General features: G+C 36.4%; 20 protein-coding genes and 1 tRNA gene. 12 read left to right on the top strand and 9 right to left on the bottom strand.

All coding sequences use genetic code 11. The features are described from left to right. The first annotated feature begins 280 nt into the window (after positions 1-280). The 6 genes from AOB46_RS15620 to gwsS all read left to right on the top strand — a co-directional run bounded on the left by AOB46_RS15620 (position 281) and on the right by gwsS (position 5,719). Positions 281-511, top strand: a complete 231-nt coding sequence (locus AOB46_RS15620; RefSeq protein WP_062701046.1) for a grasp-with-spasm system A modified peptide — start codon at positions 281-283, stop codon at positions 509-511. Positions 512-576: 65 nt separating this feature from the next. Next, entirely contained in the window at positions 577-1,464 is an 888-nt protein-coding gene (locus AOB46_RS15615; protein WP_062701044.1) for a hypothetical protein, read from the top strand. 53 nt (positions 1,465-1,517) lie between these two features. After that, a complete protein-coding gene (locus AOB46_RS15610) occupies positions 1,518-2,384 on the top strand; it encodes a hypothetical protein (protein ID WP_062701043.1) in 867 nt (288 codons plus the stop codon). Positions 2,385-2,461: 77 nt separating this feature from the next. After that, positions 2,462-3,367, top strand: a complete 906-nt coding sequence (locus AOB46_RS15605) for a hypothetical protein (RefSeq protein WP_117590583.1) — start codon at positions 2,462-2,464, stop codon at positions 3,365-3,367. A gap of 185 nt (positions 3,368-3,552) precedes the next feature. Then, positions 3,553-4,455 (top strand): grasp-with-spasm system ATP-grasp peptide maturase, encoded by a 903-nt coding sequence (gene gwsG, locus AOB46_RS15600; protein WP_062701041.1) that lies wholly within the window; start codon positions 3,553-3,555, stop codon positions 4,453-4,455. 196 nt (positions 4,456-4,651) lie between these two features. Next, positions 4,652-5,719: a grasp-with-spasm system SPASM domain peptide maturase gene (gwsS, locus tag AOB46_RS15590; RefSeq protein WP_062701036.1), complete on the top strand. Its 1,068-nt coding sequence runs from the start codon at positions 4,652-4,654 to the stop codon at positions 5,717-5,719. Positions 5,720-5,726: 7 nt separating this feature from the next. Here gwsS and AOB46_RS15585 read toward each other — a convergent pair whose 3' ends face one another. The 3 genes from AOB46_RS15585 to AOB46_RS15575 form a co-directional block, all read right to left on the bottom strand. After that, complete coding sequence (locus AOB46_RS15585; protein ID WP_062701034.1) at positions 5,727-6,104, bottom strand: hypothetical protein; 378 nt, start codon at positions 6,102-6,104, stop codon at positions 5,727-5,729. A 71-nt stretch (positions 6,105-6,175) separates the two neighbouring features. Beyond that, on the bottom strand, positions 6,176-6,646 hold the full coding sequence (locus AOB46_RS15580) for an Lrp/AsnC family transcriptional regulator (RefSeq protein ID WP_029298841.1): 471 nt from the start codon (positions 6,644-6,646) through the stop codon (positions 6,176-6,178). Between the two features lie 134 nt (positions 6,647-6,780). Continuing rightward, a complete protein-coding gene (locus AOB46_RS15575; protein WP_062701032.1) occupies positions 6,781-11,571 on the bottom strand; it encodes a hypothetical protein in 4,791 nt (1,596 codons plus the stop codon). Between the two features lie 4 nt (positions 11,572-11,575). Between AOB46_RS15575 and tsaD the strand changes: the two genes are divergently transcribed. Then, positions 11,576-12,592: a tRNA (adenosine(37)-N6)-threonylcarbamoyltransferase complex transferase subunit TsaD gene (tsaD, locus tag AOB46_RS15570; protein ID WP_062701246.1), complete on the top strand. Its 1,017-nt coding sequence runs from the start codon at positions 11,576-11,578 to the stop codon at positions 12,590-12,592. A 44-nt stretch (positions 12,593-12,636) separates the two neighbouring features. Further along, entirely contained in the window at positions 12,637-13,338 is a 702-nt protein-coding gene (locus tag AOB46_RS15565; protein ID WP_062701030.1) for an RsmE family RNA methyltransferase, read from the top strand. Positions 13,339-13,432: 94 nt separating this feature from the next. On the opposite strand, the gene AOB46_RS15560 is transcribed toward AOB46_RS15565, so the two are convergent. Then, positions 13,433-14,104, bottom strand: a complete 672-nt coding sequence (locus AOB46_RS15560) for a TrmH family RNA methyltransferase (protein WP_241489226.1) — start codon at positions 14,102-14,104, stop codon at positions 13,433-13,435. Positions 14,105-14,271: 167 nt separating this feature from the next. On the opposite strand from AOB46_RS15560, the gene AOB46_RS15555 reads away from it, so the two are divergent. Beyond that, complete coding sequence (locus AOB46_RS15555; protein WP_062701028.1) at positions 14,272-15,288, top strand: asparaginase; 1,017 nt, start codon at positions 14,272-14,274, stop codon at positions 15,286-15,288. Positions 15,289-15,343: 55 nt separating this feature from the next. Beyond that, positions 15,344-15,430, top strand: a tRNA-Ser gene (locus tag AOB46_RS15550). Between the two features lie 365 nt (positions 15,431-15,795). Here AOB46_RS15550 and AOB46_RS15545 read toward each other — a convergent pair. Beyond that, complete coding sequence (locus AOB46_RS15545; RefSeq protein WP_062701026.1) at positions 15,796-17,043, bottom strand: hypothetical protein; 1,248 nt, start codon at positions 17,041-17,043, stop codon at positions 15,796-15,798. Positions 17,044-17,363: 320 nt separating this feature from the next. On the opposite strand from AOB46_RS15545, the gene AOB46_RS15540 reads away from it, so the two are divergent. Both AOB46_RS15540 and AOB46_RS15535 read left to right on the top strand, forming a co-directional pair. Further along, positions 17,364-18,263 carry a hypothetical protein gene (locus AOB46_RS15540; protein ID WP_062701024.1) on the top strand — a complete coding sequence of 300 codons (900 nt, stop codon included), beginning with the start codon at positions 17,364-17,366 and terminating at the stop codon, positions 18,261-18,263. Between the two features lie 192 nt (positions 18,264-18,455). After that, positions 18,456-19,259, top strand: coding sequence for a DUF2490 domain-containing protein (locus AOB46_RS15535; protein WP_082377169.1), 804 nt, complete (start codon positions 18,456-18,458; stop codon positions 19,257-19,259). A gap of 93 nt (positions 19,260-19,352) precedes the next feature. Here the strand turns inward: AOB46_RS15535 and AOB46_RS15530 are convergent, their stop codons facing one another. The 4 genes from AOB46_RS15530 to AOB46_RS15515 all read right to left on the bottom strand — a co-directional run bounded on the left by AOB46_RS15530 (position 19,353) and on the right by AOB46_RS15515 (position 23,338). Then, on the bottom strand, positions 19,353-20,051 hold the full coding sequence (locus AOB46_RS15530; protein ID WP_062701020.1) for a hypothetical protein: 699 nt from the start codon (positions 20,049-20,051) through the stop codon (positions 19,353-19,355). A gap of 296 nt (positions 20,052-20,347) precedes the next feature. Then, on the bottom strand, positions 20,348-20,893 hold the full coding sequence (locus AOB46_RS15525) for a hypothetical protein (protein ID WP_062701018.1): 546 nt from the start codon (positions 20,891-20,893) through the stop codon (positions 20,348-20,350). Positions 20,894-21,055: 162 nt separating this feature from the next. Further along, positions 21,056-21,658 (bottom strand): hypothetical protein, encoded by a 603-nt coding sequence (locus AOB46_RS15520; protein WP_062701016.1) that lies wholly within the window; start codon positions 21,656-21,658, stop codon positions 21,056-21,058. A gap of 147 nt (positions 21,659-21,805) precedes the next feature. Next, on the bottom strand, positions 21,806-23,338 hold the full coding sequence (locus tag AOB46_RS15515) for a M20/M25/M40 family metallo-hydrolase (RefSeq protein WP_062701014.1): 1,533 nt from the start codon (positions 23,336-23,338) through the stop codon (positions 21,806-21,808). Between the last annotated feature and the right edge of the window lie 53 nt (positions 23,339-23,391).

Below are 23,391 nucleotides of genomic sequence, written 5' to 3'. Positions count from 1 at the left end.
AAAACATTTTCAGTTTTCTTTTCCCTTTCTCCGATTTTCAATTTCGGATAAACCTTTCACAGCCTTATCATTTAGGGTTTGTACAATCAAAAATTACAAACAAAATACATTGAAAATCACGAGATAGTGAGATAGATATTTTTAGTTTTGATACATCAACGTTGAGCAAATGTTCATTCTATTTTACCTGCATGTGTACAGTGCCGGATAAAATAGAGGAACCCAGCCCATGCCAGGGATCATATGGCAACACAAATTGTAATTAAAAATTATCAACATTATGAAAAAACTACAGGGAATGAAGAGCAGCTTCTCTTCATTAGAAAACAAGAAACTTAGAAATTTACAGGTGATTACAGGAGGAACAGCAAGTAGCAGAAATGCACCGTCTGAATATCCTACACCTCAAGGAGTAGTACAGGATACTGATTATTATACTGATAATGATAGCCCAGGAAAGTGGAAGTATAAAAGCCGATTAATTATTGGTGAAATTGAGCGAGTTGATTAATATATTAATTAAGGAGAATTACGATTCTCCTTAATCCTTTTTCACGATTAATACTGTTTTATATTATGAGTTATAGGTTTCCATTAAAATTTAATATATCAATATTTCTGTGTATACTTTTTTTAGTAAGTTGCAAGAAGAAAGATGTTAATTATATTCTCTATTACCAAAAAGTTAATGAAATTGACAGCATCTACAGAATCGCCAATAATCCCAAATTAGCGGCAGAAGAATATAAAAAGCTGTTCGACGAATATGAACCCAGAAATCTGGAGCGTACCCGAGAATATGAGACATATATTCAGCTTGCAGATAAGTATAACGTAGATTTTGGCGGTAAAAAGAGCCTTAAAAAACTCATCCCTTTAATAGCACCTTATGGAGAATACTATAAGCTATATTTTCCATTGTTTAAAAAATACGGAATAGACAGCATTAGTCTAAAAGAAAAGGTTGCAGACTGGAAAAAGGATTTGAATCAGACGCTTATAGATTCATTTACCGTTGCGATGAAAAGAGATAGGGAAGGAAGGCCTATAGACACTGCATTGACAAGAAGAAACGTAGAAAAAAATTCACGGTTCCTGATATGGGTTTTTAATAAATATGGCTATCCTACTCCGCAAAAGATGGGAATCATGGGACATAATGATACTTTTTTTGCCATGACTACTTTTCTTACCCACATGAACGAAACAAAAAAATATTATCCAGAAATAAAATCCAGATTATACGGATATATAAAATCAGGAGACTGTGCTCCCCGTGATTATGCATTGATGGTAGATAATATGGCGATGCTAAACAATAAAGAGCCTATATATCTTTTTAATCCCGGCGTTTCGAAAGATTCTGCACAAACCAACCGTAACAGAAAAAGTATAGGATTACCTAGTATAAAGCATACTAACCTTATTATAAAAGATTCTTTTAACCCTGTGTTAAGAGAATAGAAAATAACGGGGTAACATTATTCGTTTTAAAATAAAAAAATCTGTTTTGCCTTATGTTGTATCGAAGTATATTTATATTATTAAGCATTATTTCTTTAGTAAGTTGTAAGAAAAAAGAAGTCAATTATATTCTCTATTACCAAAAAGTTAATGAAATTGACAGCATCTACAGGCTGGCCAACAACCCTAAACTGGCGGCAGAAGAATACAAAAAGTTTTTCGAGGCGGGAAAATATGAGCCCAAAAACCAGGAAAGAATCAACGAATATGAGACCTATATAATATTAGCTGACCGATATAATATCGATTTCGGAGGAAAAGAGAGCCTGAAGAAGCTGATTTTTTTGGATGCTCAACATGGTGGCAATGGTAAAAAATATTTTCCTCTTTTCAAAAAATATGGGATTGACAGCCTGTATGTAAAGGATCAGATCGCCAACTGGAAAAAAAGCCTAAACCAAACACTCATTGACTCTTTTACAATAGCCATGAAAAGAGATCAATTAGGAAGACCGTTTGATAGTGCTGTGTCAATGCCTAATGTACGAAAAAATGCAAAACTCCTTATCTGGACGTTTAGTAAGTATGGTTATCCTACTCCACAAAAAATGGGTATAATGGGACATGATGATACTTTTTTTGCCATGACAACCTTTCTTACCCATATGGTAGAAGCAAAGCAATACCCCTTTATAAAATCTAAATTATATGAATACATAAAATCAGGAGACTGTCTTCCCCGTGATTACGCTTTGATGGTAGATGTTAATGCTTTTCTTTATGACAAAGAAGGATTATACAGATTTGCCCCCGGTGTATCAACTGATTCTGCCAAGATCAATCGCAACAGAAAAAGCATAGGTCTTCCAAGCCTGAAGCACACTGCTGCTCTTAAAAGAGATTTTTTCAAAATACTTTGAACAATAATAGTCATACAAAACTTTAGAGCATAGGATGAATTTCATTTTTGTTTTAATTTGAAAACAAATTTATTATTATGAACTATAGATATATCATGGCTTTAAGATTTTCGCTAGTCCTAAGCTTAAGTTTTATGATCAGCTGTAAGAAAGCTTCAGTAAATTATATTTTATACTATCAAAAAGCTAATGAAATTGATAGTATTTACAGGATAGCAAAAAAACCAAAACTTGCTGTAGAAGAATACAAGAAGCTTTTTGAAGAATACGAACCCAAAAATCAGGAACGCCTACGGGAATATGAAACCTACATTATTCTGGCTGACCGATTTAATATTGATTTCGGAGGAAAAAAAAGCCTGAAAAAACTGATTCTTTTAAAAGCAGAACATGGGGACAACTGCAAAGAATACTATCCTATTTTAAGAAAATACGGAATAGACAGTTTAGAGGTAAAAGAACAGATTGCAGACTGGAAAGAAGGTTTAAATCAGACACTTATCGATTCTTTTACAGTAGCTATGAGAAGGGATTCAGAAGGGAGACCGCTTGATACAGCACTGGCCCAAAGGAATGTAATGAAAAACGCCAGGCTTCTTCTCTGGACATTCCAGAAATACGGATACCCTACCCCACGAAAAATGGGAACCATGGGGCATAATGATACGTTTTTTGCAATGACCACCTTTCTTACGCATATGAATGAAACAAAAGAATACTACCCCAAAATTAGGGAAAAACTGTATGAATATGTGAAGTCCGGTGACTGCCCGCCACGCGATTATATATTGATGATTGACAACATGGCTTTTCTACTGAATAAAGAAAGGATATACAGCTTCAATCCCAATGTATCAAAAGATTCTGCAAAGATCAACCGTAATAGGAAAAGTATTGGCTTACCAAGTATAAAGCATACGAATCTGATTATAGCAGATTCTTCTAAACCCATATGGGAGTTACTGAAAAATGTAAAAGAATGACTTTATTGGACTCTCATTATTAATGATTAAATGTCAATAGATTCAGCTAAGATCAAAATCACAACAGAAAAGTATAGGGTTACCTATTATAAAACATACCAATCTCATTATTAAAGAATCTTCTAAACCTATATTAAGAGAATAGAAGCTGCTAAACAAAATCTATAAAACCAGAAACTGATAAAATGATACTCATTATATCCAATAACAAAGAAGGAGCTACTGAATGCGTTATTGAGTGGCTGCATACAATGGATAAAAAATTCATCCGGGTTCATGAAGATGATTTTTTTGAAATCAGGATCCATCAACAGAAAATCTTTCTGGAAAGCTCCCGCAATGCTTTTTTTCTTGACGATATCTCCAGCGTATGGTACAGAAGAGGAGGTCTGAAATTCGGACGTTTCCGGTATTTCAATGAAGCTGTAGACCAGCATATGAATGAAACCCAACACTGGCTGGAAGATTATGTTTTAAAAATACTGGAATCTAAAAAGCACATCAATAAGCAAGTGAACAGTAAGGTTAATAAGTTGGTTGTCCTTGAAAAAGCAAAAGAAGCAGGCCTGGATATTCCTTCATACTTTCTTTCTGACCATACTGATCATGTAGAATTAGGAAATACCATTGTTAAGCCCATTTCCGGAAATCCTGTACTGAGAGATCTCAAAAAAAATACAGACGGTATGATGTATACCAGTATTGTCAATGAACATGAATCCAACTTTTTCATTTCTTTTTTTCAGGAAAAAATAAAGAAAGATTATGAAATCAGAACATTTTATCTGAACGGCCGATGCTGGTCTATGGCCATATTTTCTCAAAATGATAAGCAGACCGAAGTAGATTACAGGAAATACAATGACGATAAGCCTAACAGAAATGTACCTTATCAGCTGCCGGACCATGTTGAGAAAAAAATACATTGCTTAATGAAAGCTCTCGACTTAAACAGCGGTTCTCTGGATTTTATAAAAAGTGGCGAAATATATTATTTTCTTGAAGTGAATCCTGTAGGACAGTTTATGCACCTGTCCAGCTGCTGTAACTATTTATTGGACAAAGAAATTGCTGAATACCTGTCATAACCCTTATAGTATACCTGATGAAAAATATAATTCAAGAGAAGAATAAGCTTCCGCTCACTTTTAGCTACCTGGAAATTATCAAAAGAAAAAAAACAATACGAAAATCCGTTCAAATCGCTTATTACACAAAGTCAAAAAAATACCAGACTGATTTTCTACTTATCGAAGAACCTGAAAAATCATTAGTGAGATTACTATGACCTACTTCAATTTATTCAGCAATATTCTGGTTACCAAAGGAGTTAACAGAATCCTTATTTCTGATCTTCAAAGGAATAATTCAGAACTTTATCCTATTGAACTTTACGAAATTATAGAGCAATTAAAAATACATTCCATTGAGAATATGATACAGGATTATGCCGAAGAATCCCAACCTATTGTTCATGAATATATTGATGTATTGCTTGAACAGGAATATGGCTTTCTGACTAATGGAAACCGGAATACAAACTTCCTGCCCCTGTCTCATCAGTTTCAGAATCCGGTTGAAATATCCAATATTTTTATGGAAATAAATGATGCCTCTGTGCTGCATAAAATAAAGCAGTCTATTGATAATCTCGGGGTAAAACATCTCAATATATACTGCAAAAAAGAGCTTTCTTTAACCGATTTCCAGGACATTGATGCCATCTTTACAGAATCGGTAGTCAATAGCATTCAGATATTTTCACCTTTTTCATCCTGTATTGATCAGAATTCTCTGAATATTCTGAATGATACAACTTCAAGAATTTCAAATCTCGTTTTTTATAAATGCAGGAAACCTCATCCACGCACAAAACACCAATTCAGGTTTACGGTTAATTTTATTCAGGAAGAGCTTGAAATATCTTCCTGCGGAAAGGTTGACCTTAAATATTTCAATACCAATCAGCGTAAAGTACTGGAAGCCATCAATCACAATTCCTGCCTTCATAAAAAAATAGGAATCGACATTGAGGGAAACATCAAAAACTGCCCCTTAATGCCGGAAGTGTATGGCAATATTTATCAATCCAGTCTTGAAGAAGCATTACTGAAGCCCGGATTCAAAAAATACTGGAATCTTACCAAAGATCATATTGAAGTATGCAAAGATTGTGAATTCAGGAATGTCTGTACAGATTGCAGGGCTTATACAGAAAGAACCCATACGGATAACCAGGGTTTAGACAGTTCAAAGCCTCTAAAATGCGGTTATGATCCTTACACCGGAAAATGGGAAGAATGGAGTAAGAATCCGCTGAAACAAAAAGCAATCAATCATTATAGGCTATAGCCATACTTTACCTGAAAAACTTCCATTTCGGAATAATCGCCAGCATTCCGAATCCTGTGAAAAGGAAAAGATTGGTTACATCAGTATACAGGAATGTAGACAGATAGTAATTGTGCATAAAGAAATGCAGCACAAGCAATGCAGGGAACATATAAATGCCTATTTTCCTGTAGAAAAGCATCAGAACAAGGCCAATCATCATCAGGGCATCTATGGAAAAAATAACGTAGAAATACCATCTCGGAATCTGAAGATATTCATGCTGAAGATATTCATCCACATCAATTCCCAGTCCCATAATTGTAAACAGCATCAAGGCGGCAAACGCCAGAATAAATCCCCATCCTTTCTTCGGATCTTCGTCAAAATAACTGTATTCTTCCATAGGTACAAAAATAAAGAACTTATGAATAATTTCATAAGTTCTTTGGATATATTATTCGTTTAAAATTTGAATTAAACAGAGATAGCGTTAATCAATCTGTTTTTGTCACTCAAATACTCCTCCATAGAGATCATACTCTCCGTTCTCATTACATCCTGAATGTCATCTATCTGATAGATAATTCTCTTTGCGTCATCGGTGTTTTTCGCTCTTACTTTACAGAAAATATTGTATTTTCCGGAGATAACACTAGCTTCAATTACGTTAGGAATGGTTGACAATTCTTTCAGTACTTCCTGAGTACGGTTTGATTTTGTCAAAAGAATCCCGATGAAAGCTGTAAAGTGATAGTCCAGCTTACCGTAATCAATGTTAAGAGATGATCCCAAAATAATACCTGCATCTTCCATTTTTTTCACTCTTACGTGAATTGTACCAGCGGAAACATCCATCTGTTTAGCAATTTCAGTAAAAGGCATTCTTGTGTTCTCTACTAAGAAATCAAGAATCTTCTTGTCTATTTCGTCCAGTTGATAGTTCATATTAGTTAAATTACAATTTTCTTAAAAAATCTATGTATTTTTTGCAAATTTATAAAAAATAATTTAACTAAAAAAATTATATCAAATATTAACAATAATTAACACAGATGATAAAAATCATTAAAATATTACGATTATTTACTATCTGATTTTATAGAATCTGTTTTTATTTCTGTTTTGGACTCTGGCAGTTTTTTATCTTTTTTCTTCTTTTTAAATAAAGAATTAAAGCTTTTACTCCATACAACACCCCCTCCATACGCCTGATTTGCAGAACCATTCGTACTCACCATCCCAATATTGGTAGGCTTGGAATACCCTCTCAGGATAAGGCTACCGTCATTTTTCTTGGAAATATCATATTCAATAGAGCCTTCCCCGGACAGATAATTATTCTGGGTACTTTCTGTTTTATTCAATGGAATTCCAAGCCCGGTTTTGATGTTCACCCTCGGTGAAAGAGCGACACTTACTCCGGCATTTGCCCTATCACCGGTATTGGAGTTCTGGTCTCCTTTTACGTAATTGAGGTCAATCTGGAATTCATTACTCATGGTGTTAAGAACGGAGCCCAGTTGCTTAAGGAGCATATTATACCCCGAGGATTCCGCAACACCGGCCACGTCAAATCCTACTCCACCGGTATTCGATACATTAAAGGTACTCAGAAGCAGTACAGAACCGAACTGAAGTACTTTTTCCCCCTCCTGGCTCATCTTTGCAGCCAGTGTTTCCTTTACCTGGCTGGAAACATCCAGCGCTGTAACGTTCAGGTCTATTTTAGGATTAATAAGGGTCTGGGTAATGCTGGCCTGAAGCAGTACACTGATAGGCTGCAATCTGCCGATACTTAAATATTCTCCGGCATTGGAAACCATTCTTACATAATTGGCTTTAATATCCAGCGCGGGTTTCATAGCATCTCCGTCCCATCTGATGCTGCTATTCTTTTCAATCTGGAACGTTTTATTGAGAATTGCTTTAGAAACAAAAGTTCCGTTATCCACTTTATAGGTACCGTTCATGGCAATATTCCCCTGTCTTCCCATCTGGAACCTGAGTTTATCTGCCATACCTTTTACAGAAATATTCCCCACATCATCCCCTACAAGAACATTTACAGTGGTTCCTTTATCTACATCAAGACTGAAGTCAATATTCATATTAGCTCCTGTTCTTTTCTTTTCTTCCAGGGTAATCAGCCCGTCTTTTCCTTCTTTCAGGAATCTCAGCATTTTAAATTCTTCAACATTGGATGTAGAGCTGGAATTAAAAGTGAAAGTACTTCCGTTAAGAGCCTTCATATTAGGCGTAGAAATACTCAATCCCGAAACAGGGCCATCCACATACAGATCCCCCTGTCCATATACTCTTCCCCAAAATAAATCAAAATCTTTCTGGGTGGTATTCAGCATCAAAAGATTATCTGCCCTCATGATCAGGTTGACCCCCATTGAAGAAAGCGTTTCAAACTGGATAGCACCGGAAATTGTTCCTTTGGAATTGGTTCTTCCGTCATGCACTTCAATATTATTAAGGATCGCAAGCCCTCTTGAAAGGCCAATCACAGTATCATCAAATGAATAATCTACCCCGGTGAATAACAATTTTAATCCAAAATCTTTCAGAGCAATATCCCCGCTATAATCCAGATCGCTGAACTTTCCACTGATTTTAAGATCTCCTGTTGCCTTTCCTCTAAGATTTCCAAAGATAGACTGAACAAACTGCTGGGTAAATCCAAGGTCAAAATCACGCATTTCTGCCGTAAGATCAATAGTTGGTGATGCTGTATTATTATTTACGGTACCGGTAAGGTTCAGATTATTATTTCCGATGATCCCTGCGGAAGAAACCTTTACATCAATATCATAAACATTAAGAGAGAATCCGTTTGTTGCAGAAACGGTAAGATCTCCCATATCATTTCCGTTCATCATAATGTCATCCACAGTGAGGTCTACCAGGGGCTGCAGCGTATTCTTATCCATTCTGATCTTCACGCTTCCGTTAGCAAGTCCTTTAATATCCATAGGATTTCCTCCGGACTTCATTTCAAGAAGTTTCTCAATAGCAAAATCATGAATATCCGCATCTACGTAAAAATCTTTTATTGATTTAAACTGTGCTTCCTTAATAAACAATGCGCTTTTATCCGAATATATCCTAAGGTTCCGTATATCAAAATCTTCTGTTTTCTTCCTGTAAGTAATAGAGTGATCCAGTTCCGGGCTCGTATCAATAGCCCATGTCACATCATTGAACTTCACTTCTGTAGGCTCAAATTTGAAAACATAATCTCCGGCAGCATTGGTAGACTGATCTACATTAATTGCATACGCTTTAAGATTATCATCAATTTCATCTTCAGGACTGCCATGTCTGAATGTGGTTGCAAGATGTAAGGCGGTTCCGTTTTCATTTTTACCTTTCAGCTCAAAATTCCTGATAACATTCTTATTATATTCCAGCCTGCCGATTCTTGCATAAAGCTGTTCATCAAGATTCGCGGTATTGATTCTTACCATAACACTGTCAATCATGGCACTATCTCTGGAAATATTGGTCCGGTCGTTGATCTTGTATTCAGGATTGGCTGCAGCGAGTGCTTTATCAGCATCCGAGACCTCTTCCTTCTTCGTCATGATATACTTTAAAGAAGAAGCATCCATATTTAGAATCAGATTGTTTGAATTTCCGTCATATTCACCTTCTACCACAGCTCCCTGCGGAAGTTTCAGGTCCGGAAGAAAATAATTGATAACTCCCTGCTGAACGTCAAAATTCATTGTAAAGCTTTGGCCTCTGTACAATTTTCTTGGCGGAGGTCCCACTAATATTTTCCCGATTCCGTTTTCTACCATTCCGGCAAGATCTGCCAGGTTATATTTCCCGGATATTTTCCCGTTCGCAGCTCCCGGCGCATCAATTTCTATCACTCTTCCGCCACCTTCAATAAACGTTTTGGCTTTAGCTTTAGGAATAATATACTTCTGAGTAGCCGTTGCAAAATGAAGATCACTGGCTTCAACATCCAGCGTAAGATCATTAACGGAAGACATAGCCATTTTGCCGTTTACCTTTCCGCTGACAATCTGGTTTCCGGGTTTGTTGGTGAAATAATTCATGTTCAGATGGCTTACATCTGCATTCACATCCATTGCCACCTTTGAGGTGCTGAAATCAATAAGCCCTTTAATTGTTGCTTTGGTCTGCTCATCATTTACGGTGATCAGTCCGTTGTATTTTTTATGGTCTAAAAGTCCGTCCAGATACAGATTATTAATTTCCTTATTCATAATCTCAATAATGGAGATCTGGGATTTCGTAGTCAGACGCATCGTATTCACGTCAAAGCTCTGCCCGTTAATATCAAATTTACCGGAAATAAGACCTACCGTTTTGTTTTTTGTGATCACTGAAGTATTCAGATCTTTTACTTCAGCATATCCGGAATATTTAGGCATGGCTGTACTGTACTCAGTAAGAGAAAATTTTGAAATTTTTGCCTGCCCGATTCCTGTCATCAGGTTTCCTGATGATACGTATACCTGCTGTGGATTTACTTTTGCTGTGCCGTTATATTTCAGTTTCCCGAAATCATCGGCAAAATTTTTCATTTTTTTGGCAATGAATGAGGGCATCATTGCTTTAAGGTCCTTATAGGTAAAATCTGCAGAAAGGTCATTGGTTTCAATAGAAAAATTTCCTTTTAGCAGCCTGTCTACCTTCATTGTACTGGTTGCAATATTCACATCAGGATTTCTGATCAGGAAGTTTTCGAGGTGAAACTTATTTAAAGGGCCGGTCATTTTCCCTGCCAGGTTAAATGGTTTGAAATTATCCCAGTTGGTTACAAAATAGCTGATATCATATCCGCTAAGCTGGCTTCCCTGCTGAATATCCATATCCCAGCGCACACGATCTGCAAAACCTGCCCATGAACCGTTATTAAGGTTAAATTTAATATTTCCCTGCAGTAATGAATGGTCTGTATTTAAGGTCAGATCTTTTAATGACAGAAATTGGTGCGTTAAAGAAAGTTCGGTTGAAAATGTGTCTACAAAATGAGATTTTCCCCATCTTGAAGTAACGAATGACATATTATTGATCAATGCTGATACATTGGGTCCGTTGACTTTTACATTGGGAGCTTTAAGATTGAACTTGGTTGCAGTAAGCCATTTTCCGGGATCTCCGGGAGAATTCTGATTAACAATGGATACTTTTGAATCAATAATCTGTACGCGGGAATCCAGCTGAAAAGGAGGTTTCTTCGGATCTCTTTTTTTCCCGCTGTCAAAAAGCTCTGTAAACCTGATAAAGTTGGAAATACTGTCTCCTTTATAGGTAATGACCTTTACATCTGCGTTTACAAGCGTGAGAGAATTAAAACTTAAAGAGTTACTGTTTCCCGAAATAGCATTATAAGCAAGCGACATCCAGTCTGAATTGGCACGGAACTCTCTTGCGGTGATAAATTCCAGACCCTTGTAATCTTTAACTTTTAGTCCTTTTATCGTTACATTTCCAAAATAATTAACGTCTACACTTTCTGTAGACATATCCGCCTTAAAATCTTTGTTTACAATCTGAAGAGCCTGATCGGCTGCCCACTGCTTGGTTGCAGGGAGGTTGATTATCACAAGAACACTGCCCACAAGAATAATCCCAAGCCAGAAAAGAATGAGAAGAAGCTTTGCCCACCAGGAATAGCTGGTAACATCTTTCATAGCCTGTTTCCCAAATTCCTCAGCTGTTTCTATAGGATGATGAATAGCATCTGATGCCAGTTCAGACGCTTCTTTAACTGTTTCTTTTACACTACCTTCTACATTTCCTACAGTTTTCTGTACCTGATCACTTATGTTTTCAGCTACTGATTTTTTATTCTCATTCTCGTTATTATTCTCTAACTTTGCCATTATTATGAGCGACTCTATAATTTTAGGTATTGAATCGTCCTGCGACGACACCTCAGCAGCTATCATCAAGGGAAACTGCATTTTGTCGAACATTGCTGCGAATCAGGCCATCCATAAAGAATACGGTGGTGTGGTTCCCGAACTGGCATCGCGAGCACATCAGCAAAATATAATCCCCGTTGTTGAAAAATCTATTACTAAAGCAAATATACAACAAAATGCTATTTCTGCTATAGGATTTACACGCGGACCCGGACTTTTAGGATCTCTTCTTGTAGGAACCTCCTTTGCCAAGTCTCTGGCAATGAGTTTAAATGTACCGTTAATAGAAGTAAATCATCTCCAGGCTCACATTTTAGCCCATTTTATTGAGGATGCAAATCCTATGCCGCCTAAATTCCCGTTTCTGTGTCTTACGGTAAGCGGCGGACATACCATGATTGTATTGGTAAAAGATTATTTCGATATGGAAATTATCGGAAAAACAATTGATGACGCTGCAGGAGAAGCCTTTGATAAAATCGGGAAAATTTTTGATCTTGACTACCCTGCCGGACCCATTATTGACAGGCTGGCGAAAGAAGGAAACCCGGATGCTTTTACGTTTAACAAGCCTAAAATGCAGCAGTATGATTATTCGTTCAGCGGTATCAAAACTTCGGTTCTTTATTTCATACAGAAAGAGGTCAGAAAAAACCCGGATTTCATCAGGGAAAACCTCAATGATCTGTGTGCTTCGGTACAAAAAACCATCATCGAAATCCTTATGGATAAACTTGAAAAAGCAGCCATTGATTTAAACATCAAAGAAGTTGCTATTGCCGGTGGTGTATCTGCCAATTCTGCTTTAAGAAAAGCGATGGAAAATAATAAAGAAAAACTGGGATGGAGCATCTACATTCCAAAATTTGAATATACTACAGACAATGCAGCTATGATTGCCATGGTAGCCCAGCTGAAGTTTGAAAGAGGAGAGTTTACGGATCTCAGAACAACAGCTACAGCGAAATATGATTTGTAAAAGGGCAGATTAGCCTTTTTACTTTGTGAACAACACCCATTTTTATGAAATTATTTTACGGATCTATAGACAACAACACAGTAACCATTAATGATGATGAACAGCAGCATATTGTGAAAGTGCTGAGGATGAAGGATGGTGAAGAAATTCATGTAACTGACGGGAAAGGAAATCTGGCTTCGGGCCAGCTGTTGGTTGAGGGTAAAAAAGCAGGAATAAAAGTTTCGGAAATCAAAAAGAATCTTCCGGAATTCAGTCCGAAACTGCATATTGCTATTGCTCCGACAAAAAATATTGACCGTATAGAATTTTTTGTGGAGAAAGCCGTGGAAATGGGTGTTTCAGAGATCAGTATTATTGTAACGGAAAAAACCGAGCGTAAGAATATCAATATCGATAAAATCAGAAAGCAGGCTATTGCTGCGTCCAAACAGAGCCTGAGATTTCATTTTCCGGCAATTAATGACGCAATAAAGCTTAGTGACTTTTTAAAGAATATTGACTCCAAACATACTTTTGTGGCACACTGCCATGAAAACCTGGAAAGAAAAGAGCTTAAAACTATTCCTCAGTTGGAGCAGCTTACTTTTTTAATCGGCCCGGAAGGTGATTTTTCTGAAAAAGAGATTTCATTTTTAGCCGAAAATAAAGTTAAAGCCGTTTCACTGGGAAGCCAGAGACTGAGAACGGAAACGGCCGGAGTATTTGTAGCAGCGTGGAACTACTTCAATATGCAAACAGATTAAGCTTTATATTGCCACTAATACACGAATTTCTGTTTACAGGTTACCCAGATTTTAAAAACCTAAAGGCCAAACTTTAAACTTAAAATACCCAATGCTATATTTCAAGATTATGGTCTTTAAGGTATTTATCAAAGATCTGCTGCCCGCTTCTTATTGAGTTAACTGCCCAGAGTATTTTCATTCTCAATAGTTTTTCTTCATTTAATTTATAATCAATATCAGATTTTATAAGCTTCTGTTTCAATTCATACATACAGATTGAGGCTGCCACAGAAACATTAAAACTTCTGGTAAAGCCATACATCGGGATAGCCAGCGTCTCATCTGCAAATTCCAGAATTTCTTCCGATACGCCTGCCATTTCAGTTCCGAAAACCAAAGCAATAGGTTCCGTAATTTCGTATTCAGGAAGCATTTTTGCATTATTTTCTAAAGAAACAACCACAATTTTATATCCTCTGTCTTTAATATTTTGAAAAGACTCCTTGTTTCTGGGAAGTTTTTCCACCTCTACCCAGGTATCTGCCCCTTTTGTTACCCGGAGATTGGGTTCAAAACTGTATTCTTCCTGTAACGCCACTACTTTATGAAATCCGCAGGCCTCCACAGAGCGTACAATGGCCGCTGCATTTCTAAACTGATAAATATCTTCTACAACCGGCAGTACAAAATCTGAACTTTCCCGGGAGAAATGTTCAATTTTTGAGAGTCTTTCTTCTGTTAAAAACTGTTTCAAATACTCAAAAGTCTGCGTTAAATCTTTCATCTGCATCCTGTTATTTTTTTCAATAGTTCCATATAACACTTATGATTACCGGCTTATTCTGATAAAATTTCATGATAAGCTTTCATTCATTTTCAAATCTTTGCAAATTAACGTAATTTTGGGCTATGAACCTGAATGAGGCTCAAATTCTTACTAAAAAGTAATTCATGAAACGAAAAGTCCTGCTCATTTATACCGGGGGAACCATCGGTATGGAAAAAGATTATGAAACCGGAAGCCTTCGCGCCTTTGATTTTGGAAACATTTTCGAAAAAATGCCCGAAATGAAGCTAATGGAATGTGAAGTTTTTGTACATCCTTTCGCAAAACCGCTGGATTCATCGGATATGGGACCTGAAGAATGGAAAATCATTGCCAATTATATCTACAAGAATTATGATGATTATGACGGGTTTCTGATCCTTCACGGAACAGATACAATGTCTTACACCGCTTCTGCATTAAGTTTCATGCTGAAAGGACTTAGAAAGCCGGTAATCATGACAGGCTCCCAGCTTCCGATTGGTGACCTCAGAACCGATGCAAAGGAAAATCTTCTGACCAGCCTCTATTATGCCAGCCTTTATGAAAATGATGAAGCGGTTATCCAGGAAGTTGCGATCTATTTTGAATATAAATTATTAAGAGGAAACAGGACCCTGAAGTATTCTGCAGAATATTTTGATGCCTATTCCAGTCCTAACTACCCTATTCTCGGGCAGTCCGGAGTTCATCTGAATATTATCAAAGAAAATCTTTACCGTTGTGATCCTCAGATACAATTTCATGTGGATGAACATATTTCTGAAGATATTCTGTTCTGGAGAATTTTTCCGGGAATGCACCTCAGCCATTTCAAAGAGATTCCCAAAATGAAAGTTCTGATTCTTCAGGTATTCGGTTCGGGAACAATTTTCAGCAGTGAAAAGACACAGGAAACACTTGAGGCTATCAGAAACAACGGGACAGAGATTGTGGTTGTAAGCCAATGTATATCAGGAGGAATATCATTCGGAAAATATGAGAACAGCAATATATTTTCAAGGATTGGAGCCATCAGCGGAAGGGATATTACTGCAGAAAGTGCAATTACCAAGGCAATGCACCTGATTGACAATCCAAGCTACCCGGGAACATTTGCTGATAACTTTGCTAAAAGCCTTTGTGGAGAAATATCCAATTAATTTTCACAAATAATTTGCAGATTCCGGAAAATACTCTATTTTTGCAATCTCAATTAGAGAGGTGTCCGAGTGGTTGAAGGAGCTACCCTGGAAAGGTAGTATACGGGTAACTGTATCGAGGGTTCGAATCCCTTCCTCTCTGCAAATAAAACCTGCTGAATTTCAGCAGGTTTTTCTATTTTCTCATAGTCTTTCTTTGTTACAAAATTACAATCCTTGTCAGTAAACAATATAAAGCATCTGTCAAATATCAATATCGACAGCAATTGATATTATTTATATCATTTGTTTTATCACTACCTCAATTCGATAGTTAAAAATATTCTTACAATACTTAACAAAATAGCTATAGAATATTGCATATTTTTATGAATTCTTTTTTTTGATAAAATAAGTAAGTTCCAAGATTTATCCTTATGTTTTAAAATCGAATTTTTTTACAAAGAGAGGGAGTGCTTTATATATTTTGATTTGTCTATTTTTTAGATTTATAAAATAAATAACTTATCACCTTTCATCCAATTGTTTTTTTAGGATTTCTAAAGAACTTCTATCTAATTTCACATTAAAAACCCGTTCAAAGTTCTTTATATGTTCTGTAACATTAGGAGATTTATTAAACAAATTCCATAAGTCCGTAACGCCTCTAAATCTATTTATAACTCTTCTTTCTTTATATGTGTCTATCAGTTTTTTTGCGCCTTTGCCAATAATCTTTCCAACATTTAAATCTTCAAGTAAATTAGAATAAGTATTATTATCAATTGCATTGTCAATAGCTTTATCATATTCTAAATCATCAACTGATTCCCAAAAGTTAAAATGGAGCCTATTACTATCGACATATTTGCGATTAAAAGTTTTCCAAAATTCATTATATTCATCAATTGAGTCTATTTGTTCTTTAATATTTTTTGATTCGTTTAATCTCTTTTCATATTTAATAATAGAACTTCTCAATTCTGTAAAGTCTTGATTTAACTGTTCTATTTTATTGGGTAACTCAAATAAGTTTTGACATTGACCCAACAATATATTTACAAGTGGCGGTATCTGTTGCTTACTTACACCAAAATATTCGTTTAAATCTTTCTGCTTTATTTCAAATAATTTTGTCAATTGATAAATGATATCTGTAGAAGTCCCTCTACTTCTTAGTTCGTTCATCTGTAATTTATAAGAATAGAAAGGAAGAGCGGCCTGAACATTTGAATAATGTGTCATAGTTGATAGACTTTTATAAAAATTATGAGGCGTCTCATTGATATCAACTGCAATAAATCCGTTATCAATTTTACCAATACTTAAGAAATTAATTTTATCTGGAGCAGTATGTATGTTTGAAATTGTCATGTATTTACTTTGTGCAATCTCCGTCTTTAAACCATTATTTAAAAATTCATTAATCTTTTCCTGATACGTTTGAGGGTTACTTAAATCTGTCTTAAAAATACCTGTTACTGTAGCTATATTTGTACCTATCCCACCAATTATCTTTACCTGCTTATTTTTGATTAATAGTTCAAGAATTGGCCTGCCGTTAGGAAATAGAGATTTAGAAATCAAACTTATATGTTTATATTCAGTCTCTGACAAATAAAATGTTGTATTCAAAATATAAGCCTCTAAGAACGCATTTAAACTATAAAGAAAAGTTGCATCTGGACTAGAATATCCACCAATAAAATAATCTAATTCATCAATTAAATTTGAACTGATATATGTAGAATTGTAATCTAGTTTAATTTCGTTCATGTGTAAATTGGTTTTTGGGTTATTATTAATGCTAATATAATAAACCAAAATTTATTTAATATTATTTAACTTTTCAAAGACGTAAGCCAATAGATATAACCTTGTATTTCAAAGATAAGGAAGCGGCTTTGTTTATCTTAAAAGCATTCCAATATTGCTCATTCTTTGTTTACCTTAGCGATTGATAAAAAACTCCACAACACTTTCATAACCTTCAAATACAACGCCTTACAATCCAAGTCATAAAATTGTCGTAAAACTGTCATATCCTTTTGGACTAAAAACTAGTCCGGATTTCCGAATCTTGTACAAAAATTAATATGAGAACAATCAGAAGAATTCTGTCGGGGATTTTAATTATTACGGTGATTCTGTTTCTGGGCAGCTATTTTTATTTTAACCAGAAATTCACTCCGGAGAAAAATTATTTAACGGTAAAAAATGAAAGTGGAAAGACTCCGATGAAATGGCCGGAAAAAGATAAAAGCGCTTTACTTGTACCTGTCCGTTTTCCGGGAGATACGGCCATTTACTATCTTCAATTTGATACCGGGGCCGTATATACTGAATTTTACAGCTTTCCCATAAAAAAGATTAAAGGAATTACGGTTCATGATGATCATGCTTCTTCAACGTTCTACATTGGCAAAACAGAAATCTCATCCGATAAGTTCAAAATTTCTGAAATAGAAAAAGAATCCGGGAAGATCATCGGTACACTTGGAGCCGATATTCTTGAAGACAGAAAAACCATTATCAATTTTAAGGAAAATTTTATCATTTTTAACCTGTCTGAAGCACCTTTGGAATTTCAAAGCAATCTTATTGATTTTACATTTAAAAAGAGAAAAATTATGATCCGCGGTATCTTAAAAGGAAAAGAAGAGCTATTTCTTTATGATTCGGGAACCAGTGCTTATGAGCTGCTGACCCATAAAGAGCAGTGGGCGGACCTGAAATTACCCCAATCAAAAATTATTGTAGAAAAAGCTCAATCAAGGCCTGATATCCTGACTTCCTATACTGCGAAAAGCAACATGATCATCCGTTTTAAAGACAAGAAAATTCCTTTAACAGAGGTAACTTACGTAGAAGGTTTCTCTCAGTCTCAATATATGCTCATGAAGTTTTCCGGAATGACCGGAATGCTGGGCAATAAGCTTTTTTTACAAAACTGTATTTATATTGACTGCCCTAGTGAAAAACTTGGAATCCGCTAAACCCGGAGCACACATTAATTTATTCCCAAATCTATCCTAAATCATGTTTTTATTTTGTCATGTTTTTAAACAGTATTAAGGGATTTTGAGTAAACATTAAATTCCCTGAACGTTTAAATTTGTTAAGTCCGGATATTCCGTTTCTATATTTTGACTTGACAAATCATATACATTACTATTGAAGAAGTTATCATGATGATTAGCATTAAAAAGATTTTTGCAGGGTTACTTTTATTGGGCTGTACAGGCAGTTTTGTAAAAGCACAGATCAGTCCGCCGGGTCTGGGAGATGTCAATACCGCATTCTGGTCGGCTTTCGGAGTTAAACGCCAGCTGGATTCTTTGGGAAAGAAACAGTCCTTAAGCTATATTGCATTAGGCCGAAAGAGCAGTCCCGACAATGATAATCTGTTTTCAAAACAGGCGATCATGGTTTTAAATCACGAGGTTTACCATTCGTTTGCTCCTCACCAGCAGTACAGCTATGCCTTAAGCTACCGGCGCCAGCCCAAATATGAGAGTGATTATCCTTATGAAAAAGAAAGTACGGAACAGGAATTCAGAATCTATGGACGATATGCTTATACTTTTAACCTTGGAAAAAGGTGGAAGCTGAAAAATACAGTACGTCAGGAGTTCAGAAAGTTTTTTGATGCTGATTTTAACAAAGCTGAAGAAAATTTCCAGTTAAGAACCCGTATCAAAAGCCAGCTTACCTATAGTCTATCTTCCAAAAACAATCAAAGACTGGCCTTAAGTGCGGAAGGACTTTTTTCTGCAAGCTACCTCAATGATCAGGATCATGCCTGGACGCCCTTCGGGTATAGAGAAATGCGTATTGCGGCTTATTATACATTCAATATTCCCCACTCTCCTTTTACCGTAGATATCGGATATATGGATGATCTGATCAGAGGCAGCCGAAGTATAAAAAAAGGCGGGGTACACTATCTGGCTGCTGACCTTATCTGGAACCTGCCTTATAAAAAGCAATAAAATCCCAATCAAATGACCGGGATTTTAATCCGGAAAACGGCTTAACGTTCTCCGGCAAAAATATAATTTAGATATGAATGTTGGTGCGAATGATTAATTGCAGATCGTCAGAAACTGATGACTCATCTGTACTCTGAATTTTGCCTCCGATTTCAGCTTTACATATACCGTATGTTCAAAATCCTGTACTGACCTGAGTTTACGGTCAATATATTCCGCAATCTGAGCTGCGGAAAAAATAAAATCTCTGTAAACTGCAATATTTACTGTCTGTCCGTAATGGGGAAGATAAGCCTTGAGGAAAGGAACTGCCTTCTGATGCCTGTTGTAATTAACACAGTATCCGGCTCCTTCTCTGGATGTAATAATCCCATAGTCATTGATATAATCATGAATACTTCCTGTTTCAGCTACGTTTTTGTTTTTTGAAATATACCTGTTGATTTTATCCAGAATATGCTGTGCGTACTCCATCATGGTAATCGTTTTCCATTCAAATATATGATTCATTCCTTTGATTGGCTTAGGCGTTTTACCATTTTCACAGCTGGTACAGAAAGAGAGGCCTATTTTATCATAGTAAGGAAAAAAACAGTCCTTAATCTCCATAGAAGCATCTGCCATAATCCTGTCATCTGTAAAACTGTAATACAAGTAAGGGCTGTACATTTCTGCCAATGCTCTCACATAGTCGGTTTCACTGGTATTATGATATTCTTCAAACCATTTTTCAAGGTTGTCATAATAATGGCTCTCAAACTCATTAAAACTTAAATAAAACGGCAATTCCATAGCTCTGTAATTTTGATAAAGCAAAGCTATTGCGGTAATGCGACAGAACTTGACGTAATATATTTTTTTTGATGAAAAATCCCAGGGCAAATAGTTTCCCCAACTTATTTTATCATCCCGATAATTCCTAAGAAGTATAACTTCGTAAGCATTGTAACCTCCATAACAGGCAGTTGCAATAAAACAAACATTCTTTCCTGTATTCATCTTAATGCCATTTTAGCAGCCAACGGCTCTACATAATGTTTACTTTATCTTCCTACTCATTGAGATGTGCTACCACTAACAGGTTAACTTTACTTCACCCCCAACAGGTTTAAAATTCCTTTTGCCTTCAGCTCTTTTAAAACAGCATTCAATTTTCTCCGGCTCGGTACCATGTATAAATAATTCCCATGTCCTTCCTCTGAAAAATAATATGGCCTGTCATTAAGAGTTGTACTGTATTGCATCGAAATATGCAGAACTGTGTCAGTGTTTATTTTTTCAATGTTATTTCCGGTAGTCTCTTTCACTGTATTTTTATCCATTTCGATATCAATTACTTCTGCTGCCCATCGTCTGTTACCGTTAGACAGCTGTTCGTATACACCTTTCCTGATGTGGTAAGCAGCCTTTGTATATAGCGTATCATTACGGTAATCTATTTTTATCAACACACTATCGTTTAAAAACAGAAATATCCCATTAGAATCATTGTCATCAGTGATAAGTTTTGCTGTTTTTAAATCCATTTCCGGAGCATAATCATATACCCTGCCCGATAATTTTGTTTGCGCATTTGTATTGATCATCACAAAAAGTAATATAAAAATGGTTGTTATATAGTTAAAGAACTGCATGTTTATTGTTTATTCAGAAAGTGTATCCCTGTTTACGTCAAACTCAGCTAAAGATCCTGCTATTTCATTTATTTCTTATAATACCCGGATAAATGTTATCCCTGAAGGCTGTAACAGCTCTTTTTTCCGATTCATCTAATACATGTTTATTTTATGTATATTTTATTGGCCTGAGCAGATCGCATCCTGTACCTGCTGCCGGGTTGTTGCCCGGAACAAAGCATTGCCTTCCCGGATTTGCTTTTCAAAATCCATAAGTTTGTAATCACCACCTGTACTGCTGATATACTTCACTGCCTTGCTGTTGCTGATGTAGACCCTTAGCTCCGATACCTCAGGTTTCGCGCCTTTCAATGGCGGAAAATATTCTTGCTTGTGAAAGATGAAAAACAACTGCCCGTCCTTATAATAATATTCGAAAGTATCTACGTGAGAATCTGAGCCTACGATAGAAGTTATCTTCTCTGTTTTACCGCCTGCCGGTGCAAAATAAGCGACATTGGCAACGGAGATACGACAATCTTCCGCAAATGCTCCTTCTTCAATAACGATTTTTCGGGCTGCCAGTTTTTTGCTGTTCACCGCTGCGTAATCGGATTTTATTTGTTTAACGATGGCTTCCGCGTCTTGTAATGGAACTTCTTCCTGATGGGTCGGCGACAGGTTATTTTCAGCTACCGCTTCTGTAGTTTTTGCATTCGGCTTTTCGTTACTCTGACAGCTAATAAAAGAAAGTAAAAGGGCCGTAAATAATAATGTGCGCATGGTGTATCTATTTAGAAACTAGGTTCATAAATGTAATATAAAAATAAAACCTTTGCAAGATCATATTCTATATTTTTTTTCATTTTAGAAAAATCCTGGATTGCAGCCCTGCTTATTTTGTTTTCTTTTACTGAATTTTTATTTAAGTTATTTATCGTAATTTTTCATGATATATTCAAAATAACGGATCATCTTCAGATAGTTTTCAATGCTGATATACTCATTGGTACTATGAATGCTTTGCTGCTCCGAACGGTTGATCTTAACAGGCATGAACCTGTAAATATTCCTGCTTACTATCTGGTATTTATAAGCATCTGTGGCGGCCATGGTAAGGTAAGGTGTAACAATGGCCTCAGGATAAATCTCCTTTATTCCGGCTTCTATCATCTGATAGGCTTTTGTGTCTGTTGGTGATACGGCAGAGGCTTCTCTGGTATTATCAATATCTTCTACCTCAACATCGAAACCTTCTGTTGCTTTTGCAATATGCTCACGAACCTCTTGCACGGAATTTCCGGGAATAAGCCTGAAATTAACTACAAATTCCACTTCCGGGGAAAGAACATTGGCGCCGTCACTGCCTTTCATCATGGTAAGGGCAGTTGTGGTCCGCACCAATGCATTGGTGGTATTATTTTTAGTGAGCTGTGACAAAAGCAGAGGCTTCAGAAGCCATTGATTAGCAATAGCAAGCCTACTGGTAAAAGGCATCGATCCACCGATATTATCAAAAAAATTCTTAATCAGGGGAGTAATTACCGGTTTCATCTGATGGTCCTCAAGACGCTGCATAATCACTGCCGCTTTTCCGATAGCACTTTCCATAGGTGGCATAGAAGAATGGCCTCCAAGCCCTTTTACTTTGATTTTTGCAGATAAGAAACCTTTTTCTGCACAGCCTACCACTGCTACATCTGAATTTATTCCGGCAACATTTCCTTTTTCCATAATCAGGCCTCCTTCATCATACACAGCCTCAAACTTCAATCCTGCTTTCCTGAAATGTTCTGCAATCTGTACTGCACCTTTTTGCCCTCCTACTTCTTCATCAAAGCCAAAAGCAAGATAGATATCCCGCTTAGGAACCTGGCCGCTTTTAATCATATTGTTCATAGATTCCATTAAAGAGAAAAGCATTCCTTTCATATCTATTGCTCCTCTTCCATAAATTCTTCCATGGGCAACTGCTCCTGAAAACGGCTCGAAATCCCAGTCTTCTGCAACTTTAGATACAGCAGGAACCGGTTGGTCATCCGGTCTGAAAACATTCTGTTCTTTACTTTTCACATCAGCATCACCGGGAGGAACTACATCCATATGGGAAAGAAACAAAACAGGTTCAAGCCCGGAAGTACTACCCTTCAGCCTAAAAACCAATGCATATCCATTGATCTCGTAATTTTCGGTATTCTGGTAGACTAAGGGGTAGGAATTTTTCAGATATTCTTTCAACTGATCAAAAGGTGCATAATTGAAAACGCCCAGGCTTCCCGTAGAAACGGTAGGAATTTTGATCCCGCCGGACAGACGCATCACCGCAGAATCATTCTTAACAGGCTTCCAACCTTCAGAAGCATCCGCTTTGTTCTTTTTAAATGGATACGTATAGGTTTTAATCAGTAATATGGCAATCAGGATAATGATAACAGCAAGAACGGCTAAAAGAACATTTTTCATGGCGGACTAGATTTTGTGTGGTGTGACAGTATCACAAATATAGCAAACAAATC

The organism is Chryseobacterium indologenes (assembly GCF_001295265.1).
GTDB lineage: Bacteria > Bacteroidota > Bacteroidia > Flavobacteriales > Weeksellaceae > Chryseobacterium > Chryseobacterium indologenes_A.
This window is presented reverse-complemented; position numbering and strand designations above follow the sequence as displayed.

Excerpts from the sequence above, each read along its gene's own strand:
- AOB46_RS15585 (WP_062701034.1), bottom strand. The coding sequence starts at position 6,104 with ATGGAAGAATACAGTTATTTTGACGAAGATCCGAAGAAAGGATGGGGA.
- AOB46_RS15620 (WP_062701046.1), top strand. The coding sequence starts at position 281 with ATGAAAAAACTACAGGGAATGAAGAGCAGCTTCTCTTCATTAGAAAAC.
- AOB46_RS15540 (WP_062701024.1), top strand. The coding sequence starts at position 17,364 with ATGAGAACAATCAGAAGAATTCTGTCGGGGATTTTAATTATTACGGTG.
- AOB46_RS15520 (WP_062701016.1), bottom strand. The coding sequence starts at position 21,658 with ATGCGCACATTATTATTTACGGCCCTTTTACTTTCTTTTATTAGCTGT.
- AOB46_RS15565 (WP_062701030.1), top strand. The coding sequence starts at position 12,637 with ATGAAATTATTTTACGGATCTATAGACAACAACACAGTAACCATTAAT.
- AOB46_RS15525 (WP_062701018.1), bottom strand. The coding sequence starts at position 20,893 with ATGCAGTTCTTTAACTATATAACAACCATTTTTATATTACTTTTTGTG.
- gwsS (WP_062701036.1), top strand. The coding sequence starts at position 4,652 with ATGACCTACTTCAATTTATTCAGCAATATTCTGGTTACCAAAGGAGTT.
- AOB46_RS15580 (WP_029298841.1), bottom strand. The coding sequence starts at position 6,646 with ATGAACTATCAACTGGACGAAATAGACAAGAAGATTCTTGATTTCTTA.
- AOB46_RS15605 (WP_117590583.1), top strand. The coding sequence starts at position 2,462 with ATGAACTATAGATATATCATGGCTTTAAGATTTTCGCTAGTCCTAAGC.
- AOB46_RS15555 (WP_062701028.1), top strand. The coding sequence starts at position 14,272 with ATGAAACGAAAAGTCCTGCTCATTTATACCGGGGGAACCATCGGTATG.
- AOB46_RS15560 (WP_241489226.1), bottom strand. The coding sequence starts at position 14,104 with ATGAAAGATTTAACGCAGACTTTTGAGTATTTGAAACAGTTTTTAACA.
- AOB46_RS15530 (WP_062701020.1), bottom strand. The coding sequence starts at position 20,051 with ATGGAATTGCCGTTTTATTTAAGTTTTAATGAGTTTGAGAGCCATTAT.
- AOB46_RS15545 (WP_062701026.1), bottom strand. The coding sequence starts at position 17,043 with ATGAACGAAATTAAACTAGATTACAATTCTACATATATCAGTTCAAAT.
- tsaD (WP_062701246.1), top strand. The coding sequence starts at position 11,576 with ATGAGCGACTCTATAATTTTAGGTATTGAATCGTCCTGCGACGACACC.
- AOB46_RS15535 (WP_082377169.1), top strand. The coding sequence starts at position 18,456 with ATGATGATTAGCATTAAAAAGATTTTTGCAGGGTTACTTTTATTGGGC.
- AOB46_RS15515 (WP_062701014.1), bottom strand. The coding sequence starts at position 23,338 with ATGAAAAATGTTCTTTTAGCCGTTCTTGCTGTTATCATTATCCTGATT.
- AOB46_RS15610 (WP_062701043.1), top strand. The coding sequence starts at position 1,518 with ATGTTGTATCGAAGTATATTTATATTATTAAGCATTATTTCTTTAGTA.
- AOB46_RS15575 (WP_062701032.1), bottom strand. The coding sequence starts at position 11,571 with ATGGCAAAGTTAGAGAATAATAACGAGAATGAGAATAAAAAATCAGTA.
- AOB46_RS15615 (WP_062701044.1), top strand. The coding sequence starts at position 577 with ATGAGTTATAGGTTTCCATTAAAATTTAATATATCAATATTTCTGTGT.
- gwsG (WP_062701041.1), top strand. The coding sequence starts at position 3,553 with ATGATACTCATTATATCCAATAACAAAGAAGGAGCTACTGAATGCGTT.